This is a genomic window from Morganella sp. EGD-HP17 (genome assembly GCF_000512315.2).
Lineage (GTDB): Bacteria > Pseudomonadota > Gammaproteobacteria > Enterobacterales > Enterobacteriaceae > Morganella > Morganella morganii.
Map to the genome: position 1 here is coordinate 18,503 of NZ_AZRH01000017.1, position 15,291 is coordinate 33,793.

Annotated in this window: 14 protein-coding genes; 1 reads left to right on the plus strand and 13 read right to left on the minus strand. The window is 53.9% G+C overall.

Annotated features, from left to right (window positions below):
- Positions 1 to 121 precede the first annotated feature (121 nt).
- The gene (locus tag X965_RS15940; protein ID WP_004236075.1) at positions 122 to 844 is read left to right on the plus strand and encodes an NUDIX domain-containing protein; all 723 of its coding nucleotides are present in this window, start codon (positions 122 to 124) and stop codon (positions 842 to 844) included.
- Positions 845 to 862: 18 nt separating this feature from the next.
- Here the strand turns inward: X965_RS15940 and X965_RS15945 are convergent, their stop codons facing one another.
- The 13 genes from X965_RS15945 to eutH all read right to left on the minus strand — a co-directional run bounded on the left by X965_RS15945 (position 863) and on the right by eutH (position 15,288).
- Complete coding sequence (locus tag X965_RS15945) at positions 863 to 1,771, minus strand: ABC transporter substrate-binding protein (RefSeq protein ID WP_004236076.1); 909 nt, start codon at positions 1,769 to 1,771, stop codon at positions 863 to 865.
- Position 1,772: 1 nt separating this feature from the next.
- Positions 1,773 to 2,492: a ferredoxin gene (locus X965_RS15950; RefSeq protein ID WP_004236078.1), complete on the minus strand. Its 720-nt coding sequence runs from the start codon at positions 2,490 to 2,492 to the stop codon at positions 1,773 to 1,775.
- A gap of 12 nt (positions 2,493 to 2,504) precedes the next feature.
- Positions 2,505 to 4,469 carry a TonB-dependent siderophore receptor gene (locus X965_RS15955; protein ID WP_241157482.1) on the minus strand — a complete coding sequence of 655 codons (1,965 nt, stop codon included), beginning with the start codon at positions 4,467 to 4,469 and terminating at the stop codon, positions 2,505 to 2,507.
- A gap of 338 nt (positions 4,470 to 4,807) precedes the next feature.
- Complete coding sequence (gene ansB / locus X965_RS15960; protein ID WP_004236080.1) at positions 4,808 to 5,851, minus strand: L-asparaginase 2; 1,044 nt, start codon at positions 5,849 to 5,851, stop codon at positions 4,808 to 4,810.
- Positions 5,852 to 6,066: 215 nt separating this feature from the next.
- A complete protein-coding gene (gene eutR / locus X965_RS15965) occupies positions 6,067 to 7,101 on the minus strand; it encodes an HTH-type transcriptional regulator EutR (RefSeq protein ID WP_015422472.1) in 1,035 nt (344 codons plus the stop codon).
- A 35-nt stretch (positions 7,102 to 7,136) separates the two neighbouring features.
- Entirely contained in the window at positions 7,137 to 7,691 is a 555-nt protein-coding gene (locus tag X965_RS15970) for a BMC domain-containing protein (protein WP_004236084.1), read from the minus strand.
- Positions 7,692 to 7,693: 2 nt separating this feature from the next.
- Complete coding sequence (locus X965_RS15975) at positions 7,694 to 9,046, minus strand: 4Fe-4S dicluster domain-containing protein (protein WP_004236086.1); 1,353 nt, start codon at positions 9,044 to 9,046, stop codon at positions 7,694 to 7,696.
- Entirely contained in the window at positions 9,039 to 9,596 is a 558-nt protein-coding gene (locus X965_RS15980) for a BMC domain-containing protein (protein WP_004236088.1), read from the minus strand. Before X965_RS15980 ends, X965_RS15975 begins: the two co-directional genes overlap by 8 nt.
- 47 nt (positions 9,597 to 9,643) lie before the next feature.
- Positions 9,644 to 10,303 carry an ethanolamine utilization microcompartment protein EutL gene (gene eutL, locus X965_RS15985; RefSeq protein WP_004238995.1) on the minus strand — a complete coding sequence of 220 codons (660 nt, stop codon included), beginning with the start codon at positions 10,301 to 10,303 and terminating at the stop codon, positions 9,644 to 9,646.
- A gap of 13 nt (positions 10,304 to 10,316) precedes the next feature.
- The gene (gene eutC, locus X965_RS15990) at positions 10,317 to 11,210 is read right to left on the minus strand and encodes an ethanolamine ammonia-lyase subunit EutC (protein ID WP_004236091.1); all 894 of its coding nucleotides are present in this window, start codon (positions 11,208 to 11,210) and stop codon (positions 10,317 to 10,319) included.
- An 18-nt stretch (positions 11,211 to 11,228) separates the two neighbouring features.
- The gene (locus tag X965_RS15995) at positions 11,229 to 12,590 is read right to left on the minus strand and encodes an ethanolamine ammonia-lyase subunit EutB (RefSeq protein ID WP_004236092.1); all 1,362 of its coding nucleotides are present in this window, start codon (positions 12,588 to 12,590) and stop codon (positions 11,229 to 11,231) included.
- A gap of 11 nt (positions 12,591 to 12,601) precedes the next feature.
- A complete protein-coding gene (eutA, locus tag X965_RS16000) occupies positions 12,602 to 14,020 on the minus strand; it encodes an ethanolamine ammonia-lyase reactivating factor EutA (protein WP_004238997.1) in 1,419 nt (472 codons plus the stop codon).
- A 2-nt stretch (positions 14,021 to 14,022) separates the two neighbouring features.
- A complete protein-coding gene (gene eutH, locus X965_RS16005; protein ID WP_036413848.1) occupies positions 14,023 to 15,288 on the minus strand; it encodes an ethanolamine utilization protein EutH in 1,266 nt (421 codons plus the stop codon).
- Positions 15,289 to 15,291 lie beyond the last annotated feature (3 nt).

Sequence of the window (15,291 nt, forward strand, 5' to 3'; positions counted from 1 at the left end):
TAGTGACTTATTGACACTATTAATGTCAAGCTGAATTAGTGTCTGAATGACATTTAATTTGCAATCCGGATTTCTCTCCTTACAATAGAATGACTTATCCCGATTTCAGGATGTGACGCAAATGGATGAACAAACTTACCTCGCCGGTTATCAGCGCCGTGATTTTTTGTCGCCCCTGGTGACTGTTGATGCTGTGCTTTTCACTTATCACAATGAAACCCTGCATGTGCTGCTGGCCGAACGTGCGGAACATCCGGAGAAAGGCAAATGGGGATTGCCCGGTGGTTTTGTGGATGAGGCACAGGATAAGACTCTGGAAGATACCGTACTGCGGAAACTGCGGGAAAAAACCGGTGTCACACCGCCGTACATTGAGCAGTTATGTACGGTCGGCAATGGTCAGCGGGACAAACGCGGCTGGTCAGTCACCGTCTGCTATACGGCACTGATTGCCATGCAGGCGTGTGAAAAGCAAATTAACACAGTGAATTCAGTCAGATGGATACCGCTGGATGAAGCAGAGAATATGATATTGGCGTTTGATCACCAGTTACTTATCCGTCAGGCCAGAGCGCGGCTGCGCCAGAAATCCCTCTATTCCGTCGTGCCGGGATTCGCCCTGCCGGAAACCTTTACCCTGCCGGAATTACAGCACGTTCATGAAATTCTGATTGGTCAGCCGATTCAGAAAAAATCATTCCGCCGCCGTCTCGAACAGGCCGATCTGCTGATTGATACCGGTGAAAAACGGGCTGAACGCGGTCGCCCGGCGGCACTGTACCGCCTGAAACCGGCGTCGGCTGATTACCGTTTTATCCGTAATCTGGAAACAGACGAAGAATAAAACCGTGTTCCGCCTGTATTACTTCCTGACGGCTTCTGCTATCGTCAGCAACACATCCGGGCTTTTGACGTTGGGATAAACGCCGCTGAACGGAATAACAATGTAACGTCCGTTTTTGACAGCTTCCAGGTGAGACAGCGCCGGATGATTTGCCAGCCAGGCTTTTTTCTTTTCTGCCGGTGACCAGACCGCATCGGCGAGAATAATATAGTCCGGCTGTTTATCCAGCAGTGTTTCCGGAGAGACGTGAATACCTGCCATCGGCATGTCGATAAACACATTTTCGCCCCCGGCCAGGGTGATAACTTCGGTCATAAACCCTTTCTTTCCCTGTGACATCAGGGTGTCACTCTGGCTGTCGAGGTAAAAAATCACCGGTTTCCGGGGCAGCGGCGGCAGGGATTTTACCTGCGCCAGCGTGGCATCGATACGGGCAACGGCGGCATCCGCCTCTTTTTCCCGCCCGAGGACCCGCCCCAGGCGCTGCAAATCAATTTTAATACTGTCAAATCCGCTGTATGCCTGACGTTCGCAGGAAAATGCCATCAGATAGCTGCCGATACCGGCACGTTGCAGATCATCCTGCCCGCCCATCGAAGCCATAAAGGCAGAGGAAAACCCGGCTACGACAAAATCTGCCCCGGAGGCGATCAGTTTTTCTGTCGCGGGGTATTTGGCCGAAAAAACCGGAATACCGTGATAGCGCCCTGATTTCAGTGCCTCCGCTGAATCATCAATATAACTCACGCCCAGCATCTGCGGCCCGGCATCCAGCGCCAGTACCATATCAGCGGCATGCTGATTCATGGCAATGATATGCTGCGGCGGCGCGGTTTTATCCCACAGCGGATCGCATTTATTTCCTGCCGCAGCCCCTGCAGACAGCAGCAACAGGATCACACTGACAGCATACCGGGTAATCTTCATTTTATTTATGATCCGCCAGCAACGACGGTACCACTCTTCCCTGCTCTATCTGTTCAGAAACAAACAGATGGATCTCTTCCGGCGTGGTCAGCCGGTACCATAAATTATCCGGATAGACCGTTACCAGCGGTCCCTGGTTGCAGGGATACTGACAGTGAGAGCGGGTCAGCAGCACGCCGTTTTCATTTTCAAACAGGTTCCGCACCACAAGCTGATGGCGCAGCTGCATCAGCAGGGATTTGGCTCCCCGGCAGACACAGCGCGGCCCCATACAGAAGAAAAGGTGATAGCGGTATGGCGGTGTTTTTTCCCAGTTCGGGTTGGATTCAGCTTTCGGCTCACGACTGTTTGACTGCTTTTCCAGTTCCGTCATCACGTCACCGGCCTGTTTGGCATCTGCCGCAGAATCCCCCCCGGTAAGTACACACAAACTCCGGAACACCCGTAACTGCGGGTAATACTCTGCTATCTCCAGCTCCAGCGCCGACGTCAGAGACATCAGTTTTTCACCGGATTGCGCCGGGTCTGTCAGCACCATCAGCAGGACACAGCGGGTCTCCGGTGTGACCGTTTCCTTCAGCTGATGCAATACCGCCCCGCTGCCCACACAGCAGGCGGTATCACCGGGAAAGCCCTTCTCACTGAGTGACAGCCAGAAATCCGCAGATAAGCACGCCTCATTCTGCAACGTGTTCAGATACAGTGTGACATTCTTTCCCATAGCTCAGTGTCCTCAGAAACGGTAGGTGTAACGCAGTTCAGCGGTTAACGGACGACCGAGGTTGTCCACTTTTTCCAGGCCGTTGCTGGTCAGACCCGCCGGGTAATCGCGGTCAAACAGGTTTTCCACCAGCAGCGTGAGCTTATGCTGCTGCGCATGATCCACATACAGATACGCGCTGGCATCAAACACGGTGTAATGGCCGTAGGTATCACCGCCGGATTTCAGTTCACCCACATAGCGGGCAGCCAGTTCTGCACCCCACTGTTTTGCCGGGGCGTCATAACCGATGCGGCCGCGGGTAAAGAGTTCCGGGATATCGTTGAGTGTCGCGCCGTTTTTGGTATCCAGCCAGTTACGGGTGATATCCCCGGAGACATACCAGGACTCATCAAAGTTCAGTTTGGTCGCCAGTACCACACCTTTGGTACGGATTTCACCATCACCGTTAACCCATTTATCGTATTTACCGACTTTCACTGTCGTGATCAGATCATTGATTTCACGGGCGTAGGCCGTTGCACCGAACTGCCATGCACCGCCGTTTTCCCACTTCGTCAGGTAGTCAAAACCGGCTTCGATGTTTTTACTGGTTTCCGCTTTCAGGTTGGCATCACCGATGGTTTGCTTACTTTCATCTTTGACATATAACTGCTCAGCGTTCGGCAGTTTAAATGCTGTTCCCACCTGGCCGCGTAAATTGAGCTTTTCATTCACCTCATATTTGGTGCTTGCCATCCAGACGGTTGCATCCTGGCCGCCTTCAAAGCGTTCATAACGCACGCCGAGACTTGGTTTCAGCTCCGGTAAGACAGGGATATCCGGCCGCACCTGTAAATACAGGGCATTGGCTTTCGCGGTATCCGTTTCGATCTTCATGACCTCATCTTTACCTTTGTACCACTGGTTATCTGTCCCGACGACAAACTCATTATCCCCGAACAGGTAAGATTTGATCTGTGCCTGAACGCCGTAGTCCCGGAATCCCCAGTAAGAATCATCATTCTGAATATCCACGGAGCCGTCCGCCAGATAGCGGCTGCGGTCATAACGGGTATTCCAGTCATTAAGATGTGCACGGATTGAGTAGCTGGTATCCTGCGTCAGGAAATGCTCAAAGGAAACTGTGGCCAGATGATGGTCACGTTTGTTCATTGCCTGACGGTGATGGTTCGGGGACACCATATCCAGATCGGCCTGTGTGTACTGGTAGAATCCCTGCAATTGTGCGGTATCCGCAATAGTCTGGGTAACCTGGACACCAACAGATGTCACGTCATAGCCACGCTTTTTCTGACCGATCGTGCCGTTGTAATCACTGTCGCGATATGGCTGATAACCGTCAGATTTACTGCGGGTTACCCACGCCATCAGACCGGTTTTGCCGATATCGTTATCAAACGCTTTCTCGACGTAACCCTCTCCGTAACGGCCTTTATCCGTATCCGCGCCGACACTGAATTCACCGGACAGTACCTCTGAGGTCGGTTTTTTGGTGACAATATTAATCACACCGCTGATCGCCTGAGTACCGAAAGAGAGACTCTGCGCCCCCTGTAACACTTCGATGCGGTCAATCGCAATCAGCGGCAGAGTATCGAGATAGATCCCGCCGAACAGGCGGTTGTTCAGACGGACGCCATCAATCAGAATTAAGGTGTCATCCGGGCGGCCGCCCATAAAGGAATATTTACCGTAGCCGTAAGCCCCTTGTCCCAGAGAGACATATAATCCCGGCACATATTGCTGTAATACCTGGTTTAAATCGGATGACGGCCCGGAACGCTGAATTTCCTCACGGGTAATAACCTGTAATTTATTCCCGTAGTCGGCCAGTTCATTAACGGTGGTGGATTCAATGGTGGAAGATCGGACAATAATCGTGTCGTCATTATTTCCCAGTGTTCCGGCCTGCGCACAGAACGATAACAGCACCATGGCGGATAACGGTGCCAATGCAAACTTAACTGATTTCATACCTTTCTCTTTTATTATTTTGTTGTGATACATGCCGTGAAGACAGAGTCGCTCTGACTCAGAAGCAGACAATATACTGAATGAATTCAATGGGTAAATATGAGAACAGTTCTTTTTCCCGCTTTGTGAATACGGACAGATTCAGCCCCTTTTTTCTTTAAATTCCTGTAGGCAGCTGTGTCTTTTTTGTTTCATTTGTTAATTATCATTAATGACAACTATCACCTTAAACTCATTCATTGTTATGTTATAACATAACAATAAATGCATGAAAACCGATCCGAGAATAAAAAACCGCAGCCCCTTATAAGAGAGACTGCGGTCTGAAAATAATTTAATTAATATTTTTCGAAGAATGACTGAATTTTCTGCGGATCAGTGGTCTGTGTCAGAGCCAGTTGCAGCAATACTCTGGCTTTTTGCGGGTTCAGTCTGCCGGAAGCCACAAAACCGTATACATCATCATCCACTTCCGCGTTACGTGTTGTATAGCCCGTTGGCACCCGGCTGGCGCGGACAACCACCACGCCCTCTTTGGCTGCGGCGGCTAATGCATCAAAAACGCCTTTATACATATTGCCGTTACCCACGCCGGCACTGACAATCCCGGCATTTCCCTCTTCCCGCAGGGCTTTTACCGGCGCATCTGAAGCATTGGCATAATTATAAACAATACCGACTTTCGGCAGTTCGCTGAGTTTACTGATATCAAACACCGCACCGGCCTGCCGTGGCAGCGCTGCCTGATAATAGGTCACTTTGCCGTTATGGATAAATCCGGTATCCCCGGCATTCACCGCTTCAAACGCCTGAACTTCCGTGGTATTCATTTTGACCACATCCCGCCCGCTAATCACCTTGTCATTCATCACCATCAGAACGCCGCGATCGGCCGCCGACTTATCCGTTGCCAAAACTACTGCATTATAGAGATTCAGCGGGCCGTCCGCGCCCAGTGCCGTGGACGGACGCATTGCCCCCACCAGCACAACCGGCTTATGGCACGATACTGTCAGGTCAAGAAAATACGCGGTCTCCTCCAGCGTATCGGTGCCGTGAGTGATGATAAATCCGTCCGTTTTATCACAGGTCCGGTTGATTTCTTTTGCCAGCGTCAGCCACACCTTGTCATTCATATCCTGTGAGCCGATATTCACAATCTGCTCACCACTGAGATCTGCCAGTGCTTTGACTTCCGGTACGGCATCAATCAGCGCATTGACGCCTACTTTTCCGGCCTGATAACCGGACGAAACCGACGATTCCCCGCCCCCGGCAATAGTGCCGCCGGTGGCCAGAACTGTCACAGAAGGAAGTGCAAACGCAGGGGTCATAAAGAGAGATATCAACGCGGACAGCAGAATCTTGTTGCGGTTTTTCATACCTGAATACTCCGTTGCTCAGTAGAATTATAAATAGCCAATTAATAAATATAGAACTAATTAGATATTTAAATTCTCCTTACAGAGAATATTCACAGCAAGATGCTGAAAATGAGATCAGAAGCGGTATTTTAAAACGGTGACTCAGAAGAAGCCATTCTGACCTGCCGGAAAGAAAACACGATGCAGGTCAGAAAGCGGAAGCAGAACAACAATCACATCAGACGGCGGCTCAGTGTCTCCGACGGTTTCTCATTAAACAGGCGCTGATAGTCAGTGGCGAACTGCCCCAGGTGCCAGAACCCCCACTGCATTGCTGCGTCTTTGACGGTAGTCTGTTTTGAATACGGGCTGACCAGCTCACGACGCACAGCATTCAGCCGGATGGTTTTCAGATAAGCATTCGGGCCAATACCCAGTACCTGCTGGAAGGCATTCTGCAGCGTGCGGCGGCTGACATACAGCTCATTACACAATTCCAGCACGGTCACCGGTTCGGTGGCATTTTCAAACAGGTATTCACGGGCTTTAGAGACCAGTTTCAGGTAGTTCACACGGTTGGTGTAGTGCTCATCGGCCACGGTGCTGGCATCTTCCAGCAAGCCGAGGAATGCCGTCAGCAGGTTATGACTCAGGACACGGCTGACGGTACGGTTGCGTTCCTGCTCAATTTTGGAGTGCCAGAGGGCATGGCGGATATACTGCCAGATCGCCTCTTTTTTGAAGGGGTTCACACCCACAGCCGGATTTTCGCTGAGCAGATTCATCAGCCGCTCCGGGTTTTGCAGCACCACAGAGTGCTTTTTCAGGATATCGTGAGAAATCACCAGCCCCTGAATGTGATAATCATCCGGCGTACTCAGTTCAAATTCTTTTCCGCCCGGACGCACAGCGATTTTCTGCCGGCACAGCATCTGATTGCCGATATAGCCGGTATTCTGCTGCTCCCCCGGAATGCCGAACCAGAAGGCATTCGGCCAGACCATACAGGACTGGCGCAGAGACAGATTAGTGTATTCGTGGAATACCTGAAGCCCGTCAAACAGGGTTTCGGTCAGTTCCCCTTCAAACCGGCCCGGAGTCAGCTGATCATAAAGCTGCTGCCAGGCGGTAATAGCACACGCCTGATCATAGGCATCATGCGTATAACGCTGTGTAAAATTCTGCTCGATCACGATAGGGCTGAGATCGCGGTCATGCGGCACTTCATCATTAAGGTGATGTAAATCTGGTGTGATTTTTTTCATCATTATTTTTTCCCCAAAATGAACGGCCGCCATAAATGTTAACCAGCGACCAATTGCTGCCAGAAATCGGGATGAGGATTCGGTACGACCATGCTGTAAACCAGCGCACCTTTATCTGCGGCGACCTGTGATGCGGCTTTTTTGGCGGTTTCGACGTCTGCAACATCGCCGCTCATCACAAAGTAACATTTACCCCCGATACCATACGCCATATGAAGTCGTATTAACGTGACGCCGGCTGCTTTAACAGCAAAATCCGCCGCCTCAATGCAGGTTGCGACACTAAAGGTTTCCACTACCCCGACGGCTTCGCGGGCATTCACATCCGTCACACCACCGATAGCCGGGAGCACATCCGGGTGGATATTACTGAGCAGAAACTCATCCACTACCTGAGCACCGCCTTTTTCCACACCGCAGCGCATTGCCTGCTGTGCGGCGGCAACATCACCGCCGACCATCACCACATATTTGCCGGGACACACGGTTTTGCCCATCAGCAGGGTGACTTCCGCACTTTTGAGCATAAAATCGGTGACTTCCATCCCTTTGGCGATACTGGACAGTTCCACCATCGCAATTGCACTGTGCATAGTTATTCCTTCTCTATCGTGACAGCCGAGCTGTCAATATGGCGAACCACACCGCTGATACTGGCGTGAACCGGCGCACCCAGTGCTTTTTCCGGGACAGCGGCGATCAGCATGCCCGCCGTGACGTTATCCCCTTCACTGACAACCGGTACCGCCGGGGCACCGATATGCTGACGTAACGGGATAATCACCTGCTGCGGCGCGTAGATCTCATCAGTCATCGGCGCTTTGTGCATGTATTCCGTCAGTTCCAGACGGCGGACAAGGCGTTTGACCGGCAGCATGCGGTGCTGAGCCATCGGATCTTCCGGGCGCAGTTCACCTTCGTAGCGGATCCCTTCTTCGCGCAGCTTCACTTTCAGCATCTGATTCAGGCGCATCGGTGAGATCTCCACCGGGCAGGACCAGGCTTCACAAATCGCACATTCCGAGCAGGTCAGTGCCGCAACAACGGCTGACGGTGCGGAGATCTGCTCATACCCCACCGCGCGGACAATCAGGTGCGGCGGCAGTTCGTGGCCGATCATATGACGCGGGCAGAGCTCGGTACACATGCCGCACTGTTCACATACGGTACGCGCCTGGTTGATCACCGTGCGCTCCGAACGGGTCCGGCGCTGAATTAAAATATGGTCATCCGGCAGGACTAATAAGCCGCCGGTGGTTTTGGTCACAGCATCATCAAGGGATGTCTGTAATTTGCCCATCATCGGCCCGCCGTTGATATACGCCGGGTTGCTGATGGTGGATCCGCCTGCCAGTGCCAGCACTTCACGCAGTGTGGTGCCGACCGGAACGGAAACGGTAACAGGATGATGAACCGCGCCGTTCACCGTCAGGACACGGTGTATCACGGCCTGTTCCTGTTCAACGGCATACGCGACATTGATCAGCGTCTGCACATTACTGACCACCACGCCGACAGACAGCGGCAGTGCCGCAGGCGGGACCCGGCGGCCGGTCGCCAGCCAGATGGTGATCACTTCATCACCGGCCGGATAAACATCCGGCAGGATATGCAGACGGACAGAATCCGGCACGCGGGCATTCAGGATATCAATGGCCGCCTGGTGCTTGCCTTTGATGGCAATAATGCCCTCTTTCGCGCCGGTGGCCCGCATCGCATACAGCAAACCGCGGATCATCGCATCCGCCTCAAGGACAGCCAGCTGCTGATCCACCTGCAAAAGCGGCTCACATTCAGCCGCATTCACCAGATAGATTTCCGCCTGTGCCGCCAGTTTGACGTGGGTCGGGAACCCCGCCCCGCCCGCACCGACAACCCCTGCATCCTGCACACGCTGACGAATGATTTCGGGCCCGCACTCATGCAGACCCGGCATCAGATTACTCATCGCGGTTTCCCTCCTGTTTTACCCGGTAGCGGCTGCCGCGTTTGCGCAGTTTGCCCTGTTTAAACAGGTCTTCCAGCACATCACGGCTGTCCTCTATCAGGCAACTGAAATGCATGGCCGCTTCTCCGGCGGTCACGCCGTGGCGGTGTTTGGCTCCAGCGGCAAAGATCATCATAGCATCCGCATCCGGTGCAGCGGCAGAAACAGCTGCCGCCGGAGCCGGTTCAGATACCGGAACCGGTGCCGGAGACTGCGGTTTTACCTTCACCGGTACACCGCTGAAACCGGTGACCAGCCACTCGGTATCACCATCCGGACGGCCGATGACCTTGTGGCCGATCACTTTACCGGTACGGTTTGCGGCTGCAATGCCCGCATCCACCGCCGCACGGCACGCCGCCAGATCGCCCTCAACAACAAGCGTCACCATCCCCGGGATCACCATTTCATAGTTAAGGATGCGGACATTTGCCGACTTCAGCATCGCATCCGCCGCATCAATGCCGGACACCAGGCCGTATACCTCAAGTAATCCCAGTGAATCGATCATGACCTTTCTCCTGTGTTAATGACTGAACTGACGACTGACTGCACTGCTCAGGCGCGCTGAATAGGGTTGCGCGCGATATCCAGAACGGCTTCGGTAAAGGCATCACATGCTGCTTTACATGCTGCCTGGCTGCCGGTCAGGAAGGCTGCTGAGTAGTTGGTTTCTGACGGAGGCGGCACATAAGTGGCCAGCTGCACATCAGCGGCTTTCAGTGCGGCATCAATCCCGAAGGTCGCTTCCAGCGGCGGTGCCACCAGATAGGCAATCGGGTCACCGTGTTTAACTTTGTCACCATCAGACAGGTAAGAGCCGGTACGGGAGACCAGATGCGCCAGGAATGCGGTATCTTCTTTGTCATTCGCCCACTGGAATGCCGCGCCGGATTCGATATTGGCGACCATGGCATCCAGACCCGCGCGGACTTCCGCCGGGTTCGGGCCACCGAGGATAATCATCACTTCACCGGAGGTCGGTGATGGTGAGTTTGACGCCCCTGCATACAGGGAACGTCCGTAAACCACTTCCACCAGAGCTTGTTTGGTGGCTTCGTCAGCGGCAATGTAAGCAACATCGTCGGAGTCTGCGGTGATAAGGCCGAGGCTGCGGATGTGTTTCGGTAATTTCAGTTCACGGCAGAAATCTTCGTGTGCATTAGCGATAAGACGCATCGCTGTCACGCTCGGCCGGATAAGATCTAATGCAGGCATATTCAGTTCCCCGTTAACGGTTCATGTTGATACCGGACGCTTTCTGCTCCAGCATGCGTTTGGCTAAATCGACGATAACAGCGGCGGCTTCCACCGGCGGTGTCCCTGCGCGGTGAATGTTCGAGATACAGGTACGGTCTGCTTCCACTGTACCCGCCACTGTCGGTGAGTACACCGCGTAGCAGGAGAGGCTTTCAGACTGACCCAGCCCCGGACGTTCGCCCACCAGCAGGATAACCACTTTCGCGCCGAGCACTTCACCGGCCTGGTCTTCAATTTTCACGCGGCCGTAACGGACAAAGAACGGCGTGCCCACTTTCAGACCGGACTGCTCCAGACCTTTCATCAGCGGCGGCAGAATTTCGTCGTAGTTTGCGGTGATAGCATCGGTGGACAGACCATCAGAGATAATGACCTGCACATCCGGCGCCTGCACACACTTGGTTTTCAGCAGTTCGATGGATTCTTTATTCAGAATACGGCCCATATCCGGACGGGTCAGATACTGGTTTTTGTCTGTGATTTCAGACTGTAACTCCAGCAGGTTCTGTTTTTTCACCCATTCCGCCGGGACTTCTTTCAGTACGGTATCTTTGGAGCGCGAGTGGTCAGCCAGGAAGCGCAGCAGGCTCTGGGTGCGCGGACGCACACCGGCACGGCCGGAGCAGACACGGGAACCGGTGCTGTTACGCAGTTCCTGTAACACTTCTGCACGGTGCGGGTTCTGCACGCCGATCCACTGTTTTGCTTCCGGTGAACCGAGATCCCACTCAACGGACTCAACAGACGTATTACCCTGATTCAGCACAGCCTGCGTTGCCGCAGCAACCGCCTGTACGTTTTCGCCCGTGTGTCCCATCTGAGCCATCACGCTGCGTACGATGTCATTAATTTGTTTTTGATCCATGGTGATTTACCCCGAAAATCAGAAGAACAGTGACGGATCGCCGGCACGATTGGTAAGACGCCCGTTTTCCATCAGACCCATTTTTTCCAGCCAGGCTTCGAATTCCGGCGCAGGGCGCAGGCCGAGTAACTGACGGATAGTTGCGATGTCATGGAACGCAGTGGTCTGGTAGTTGAGCATGATGTCATCACCCAGCGGCATACCGATGATGAAGTTACAGCCCGCAGAGGCCAGCAGGATCATCAGGTTTTCGTTGAGGTTCTGATCCGCATCCGCATGGTTGGTGTAACAGCAGTCACAGCCCATGGAGATACCGCTCAGTTTGCCCATGAAGTGATCTTCAAGACCGGCGCGGATAATCTGGCGGTCGTTATAGAGATATTCAGGTCCGATAAAACCGACAACGGTGTTCACCATGAACGGATCATAGTGACGCGCCAGGCCGTAGTTACGGGCTTCCATAGTCACCTGGTCAGCACCGTAGTGAGCGCCCGCTGACAGTGCAGAGCCCTGTCCTGTTTCAAAGTACAGGCAGTTAGGACCGGCGATACGGTTGTACTGCGCACCGACGTGGCGGGCTTCGTCCAGCATTTCCAGCTCAACACCGAACTCACGCAGACCTTTTTCACTGCCGCAGATGCTCTGGAAAATCAGGCCGCCCGGCGCACCGCGTTTGATGGCTTCCATCTGTGTGGTGACGTGCGCCAGTACACAACCCTGAGTCGGGATATCGTATTTATCGATGATGCCGTAGACAGCATCCAGCACGCGGCTGAGGTTATCCACATCGTCCGTTACCGGGTTAACACCGATAACCGCATCACCGCAGCCGTAAGAGAGACCTTCATAAATCTGTGCCACGATACTCTGCACTTCGTCACGGGTATCGTTCGGCTGTAAGCGGCCGCTGAAGTGGCCCGGCAGACCCATGGTGTTATTCGCACGTTTCACGACAGGAATTTTCTTCGCGCCGTAAATCAGGTCTGCGTTGGAGCAGATTTTTGCCACACCGGCGATGACTTCTGAGGTCAGGCCTTTGCGCAGCAGATTGATATTATCGAGAGAGGTGGTGTCGCTCAGGACATGCTCACGCAGCTCACCGATAGTCCAGTTTTTGACCCGGTTGTATTCGGTTTCATTGATATCGTCCTGGATCAGACGGGTTACGCAGTCTTCTTCATACGGAACGACAGGGTTGTTGCGGACATCCGCAATCGTCAGTTCAGACAGCACTTGTTTTGCTGCCACACGTTCCTGGGCGTTACTGGCCGCGACACCCGCCAGGATGTCCCCGGAGCGGAGTTCGTTAGCTTTCGCGAGAACGTCTTTCACGTCCCGGAACTGGTAGGTCTGACCAAACAGCGTGGTTTTCAATTTCATATTACGTTCCCTCAGGAAGGAAATGCGAGTGATTTAACAGTAACAGGGACGACAGAGCCGCTGAATAACGGCGTGCCGATGTCGATATAGTCGCCTGTGTGCGTGATAACTTCGTCGATAACAGCCAGTTCGCGGCCGTTCATCAGCGGACGCAGCAGCATGCCCAGTGCCTTACCGAAATCCTGTCCCGCGATCACCAGCAGCGGCATGGTGTTCGGGTATGTTTTGGTAAAGCGTTCCAGAGCATCGATACAGCTTTGTACCGAGGCGTAGTTAGTCGGCAGTGATTCCGGTAAGGCCAGCGCGTACAGATCCTGCTGCGGATTAAGATCCATCTGCGTCAGGGCGCGGCTCCAGGTATTCACCAGATCTTCATCATCCGCGCGGCCCAGCGCCGGATGTACCACCGGAATATTGCGGACCGGCAGCGTGATGCTGTCCAGCCAGATGGTGCTGCCGGACAGGGACAGCGTATGCGCACCGGCGCCGATCACCGTGGCACGGACAGTCTGTGCCGGAGTCTGCATCGGTAAAGCACTGAAATCCGCATTGCGGTGTATCGCCTGTGCCAGCAGCGGCCCGATATCACCGAAACGGAAATCATTACCGCTTTCCGGATTGCTGTAACACTCCCCGACACCGCCGGACAGTGTGACCGCATAAAAAGAACTTTCCGCAGGCAGGCCGTCCGTCATCAGCAGCTCACGCCCGAGCGGGGTGAGGTTGCCGCTGATCACTTCATACAGCAGCTCACTCATGCGGTCGGCAATGGTATTCAGCTGTGCCGGTGTCAGGGACATCGGATCGGTCTGCTCACCAAAGCAGTCACGGGCGATCAGGCGGCCCGGCGCATGCACATAAGTAACGCGTCCGCTGCTGTCTGTTTCGAACAGACGGCCGCCGACGTTCAGACAAGCGGAACTGATCACATGACCGGCTTCGAACAGCACGTAGTTTGCTGTGCCGCCGCCGATATCGATGTTCAGTACCCGCGCCATCTTCTGCTCAGAAAGTGTCTGGGCACCGGATCCGAAACCGGCAATCACCGATTCCAGGTGCGGACCGGCGGTGGCGACCACGAAATCCCCGAGTTTCTGGGATAACGCCACCACAGCCGGACGCGCATTGCGGGTTTTAGCGGTTTCACCGGTAATGATGATGGCACCGGAGTCAATCGTCGCCGGGTCCATCCCGGCGGCGGCGTACTGATCCAGCACCAGCGCCAGCAGCTCTTCCTCACGCAGGTGGCCGTCTTTATCCACCGGCGTGAACAGAACCGGGCTCTGCCAGATAATTTTGCGATCCACAAACTCATAACGCGGCACCTGTGACACCGCCGCGCGGTTTACCAGAGCGAGACGGGAGAAAATCACCTGTGTAGTGGTGGTGCCCACGTCAATACCGACACTTAAGAGTTCGAGGGTTTTCATGCTTATTTCTCCTCCGCGACGCTTTCAGCAGCAGCTTCAGCGGCCGCAGCGGCATCTTCCTGCTCAATATTTTTCGGCATCATCATGATGGCAACGAAAATCGCAGTGATACCGCCGATAATTTTCCCTGCAATCATCGGGAAGATCATCGGTGCCATGTTGGCGGCCACAAAGCCCAGGTGGTCACCCAGTGCGAAGGCAGCGGACACGGAGAACGCACAGTTGATGATTTTGCCGCGGGTATCCATTTTCTTCATCATGCCGAACATCGGGATGTTGTTCGCGAGAGTCGCGATCATACCGCCTGCGGCCATGTTGTTGATTTTCAGCAGGCTGCCGATCTTCATAAAGGATTTTTCAAACCAGCGGGTCAGCAGCAGCACCATCGGGTACGCCCCTAACAGCACCGCAGAGATAGAACCGATAACTTCAATGGCACGCATCACTTTGCCCGGCACATCACCTTCCGCCATGAAAATCGGATCCAGGCCAGGAATCAGGTTCCAGCCCACAGTGAACTGCGCCACAGCGGCAGCCAGGCCGATAGTGATGATGGCAACAAGGATTTTGGCGAAGATCTGGAAGCCGTTGATCATTTTCTCAGGAATGAATTTCAGGCCGAGACACACCAGCGCCGCCACGATGATCACCGGGATCATATTGACCAGCAGCATGGTCATGCTGAAATCCACGACCTGACCGTCAATTTCCACACCGGAGAATTTCGCCACCAGACCACCGGCAATACAACCGACCGGAATAGTCACGATACCGGCCAGCACACCGAGTGCCAGAAAACGGCGATCTTTCTTCTCGATAATGCCCAGCGCAACAGGAATGGAGAACACCATGGTCGCACCCATCATGGATGCCAGCAGTACGCCGGAATATAACCACGCAGCCACATCACCGCCGGACAGCTCTTTCGCGAGGAAGAAGCCGCCCATATCGATGGCCAGAATACTGCCCGCAAACACTGACGGGTTCGCACCCAGCATTTCATAGACAGGAATAATCACCGGCCCGAGCAGCATGGCGATCACCGGTGCCAGCGCGGTCATACCGACCATTGCCAGACCCAGTGCACCCATTGCCATAAAGCCTTCTTCAAACTGTTCACCGGAACCGGCAATGCCTTTCCCGACTTTACCCAGGCCGATCTTACCGAGGATTGCCTCTGAGCCACCGAACTGGCTGAAGATACGATCCACGGCTGCTATCAGCATAAAACTCATCATGATGTACATGATGATTTCATTAATGCCCATACC

Coding starts and splice junctions, on each gene's coding strand:
- X965_RS15940 (WP_004236075.1), top strand. CDS start 122: ATGGATGAACAAACTTACCTCGCCGGTTATCAGCGCCGTGATTTTTTG.
- X965_RS15945 (WP_004236076.1), bottom strand. CDS start 1,771: ATGAAGATTACCCGGTATGCTGTCAGTGTGATCCTGTTGCTGCTGTCT.
- X965_RS15950 (WP_004236078.1), bottom strand. CDS start 2,492: ATGGGAAAGAATGTCACACTGTATCTGAACACGTTGCAGAATGAGGCG.
- X965_RS15955 (WP_241157482.1), bottom strand. CDS start 4,469: ATGAAATCAGTTAAGTTTGCATTGGCACCGTTATCCGCCATGGTGCTG.
- ansB (WP_004236080.1), bottom strand. CDS start 5,851: ATGAAAAACCGCAACAAGATTCTGCTGTCCGCGTTGATATCTCTCTTT.
- eutR (WP_015422472.1), bottom strand. CDS start 7,101: ATGATGAAAAAAATCACACCAGATTTACATCACCTTAATGATGAAGTG.
- X965_RS15970 (WP_004236084.1), bottom strand. CDS start 7,691: ATGCACAGTGCAATTGCGATGGTGGAACTGTCCAGTATCGCCAAAGGG.
- X965_RS15975 (WP_004236086.1), bottom strand. CDS start 9,046: ATGAGTAATCTGATGCCGGGTCTGCATGAGTGCGGGCCCGAAATCATT.
- X965_RS15980 (WP_004236088.1), bottom strand. CDS start 9,596: ATGATCGATTCACTGGGATTACTTGAGGTATACGGCCTGGTGTCCGGC.
- eutL (WP_004238995.1), bottom strand. CDS start 10,303: ATGCCTGCATTAGATCTTATCCGGCCGAGCGTGACAGCGATGCGTCTT.
- eutC (WP_004236091.1), bottom strand. CDS start 11,210: ATGGATCAAAAACAAATTAATGACATCGTACGCAGCGTGATGGCTCAG.
- X965_RS15995 (WP_004236092.1), bottom strand. CDS start 12,590: ATGAAATTGAAAACCACGCTGTTTGGTCAGACCTACCAGTTCCGGGAC.
- eutA (WP_004238997.1), bottom strand. CDS start 14,020: ATGAAAACCCTCGAACTCTTAAGTGTCGGTATTGACGTGGGCACCACC.
- eutH (WP_036413848.1), bottom strand. CDS start 15,288: ATGGGCATTAATGAAATCATCATGTACATCATGATGAGTTTTATGCTG.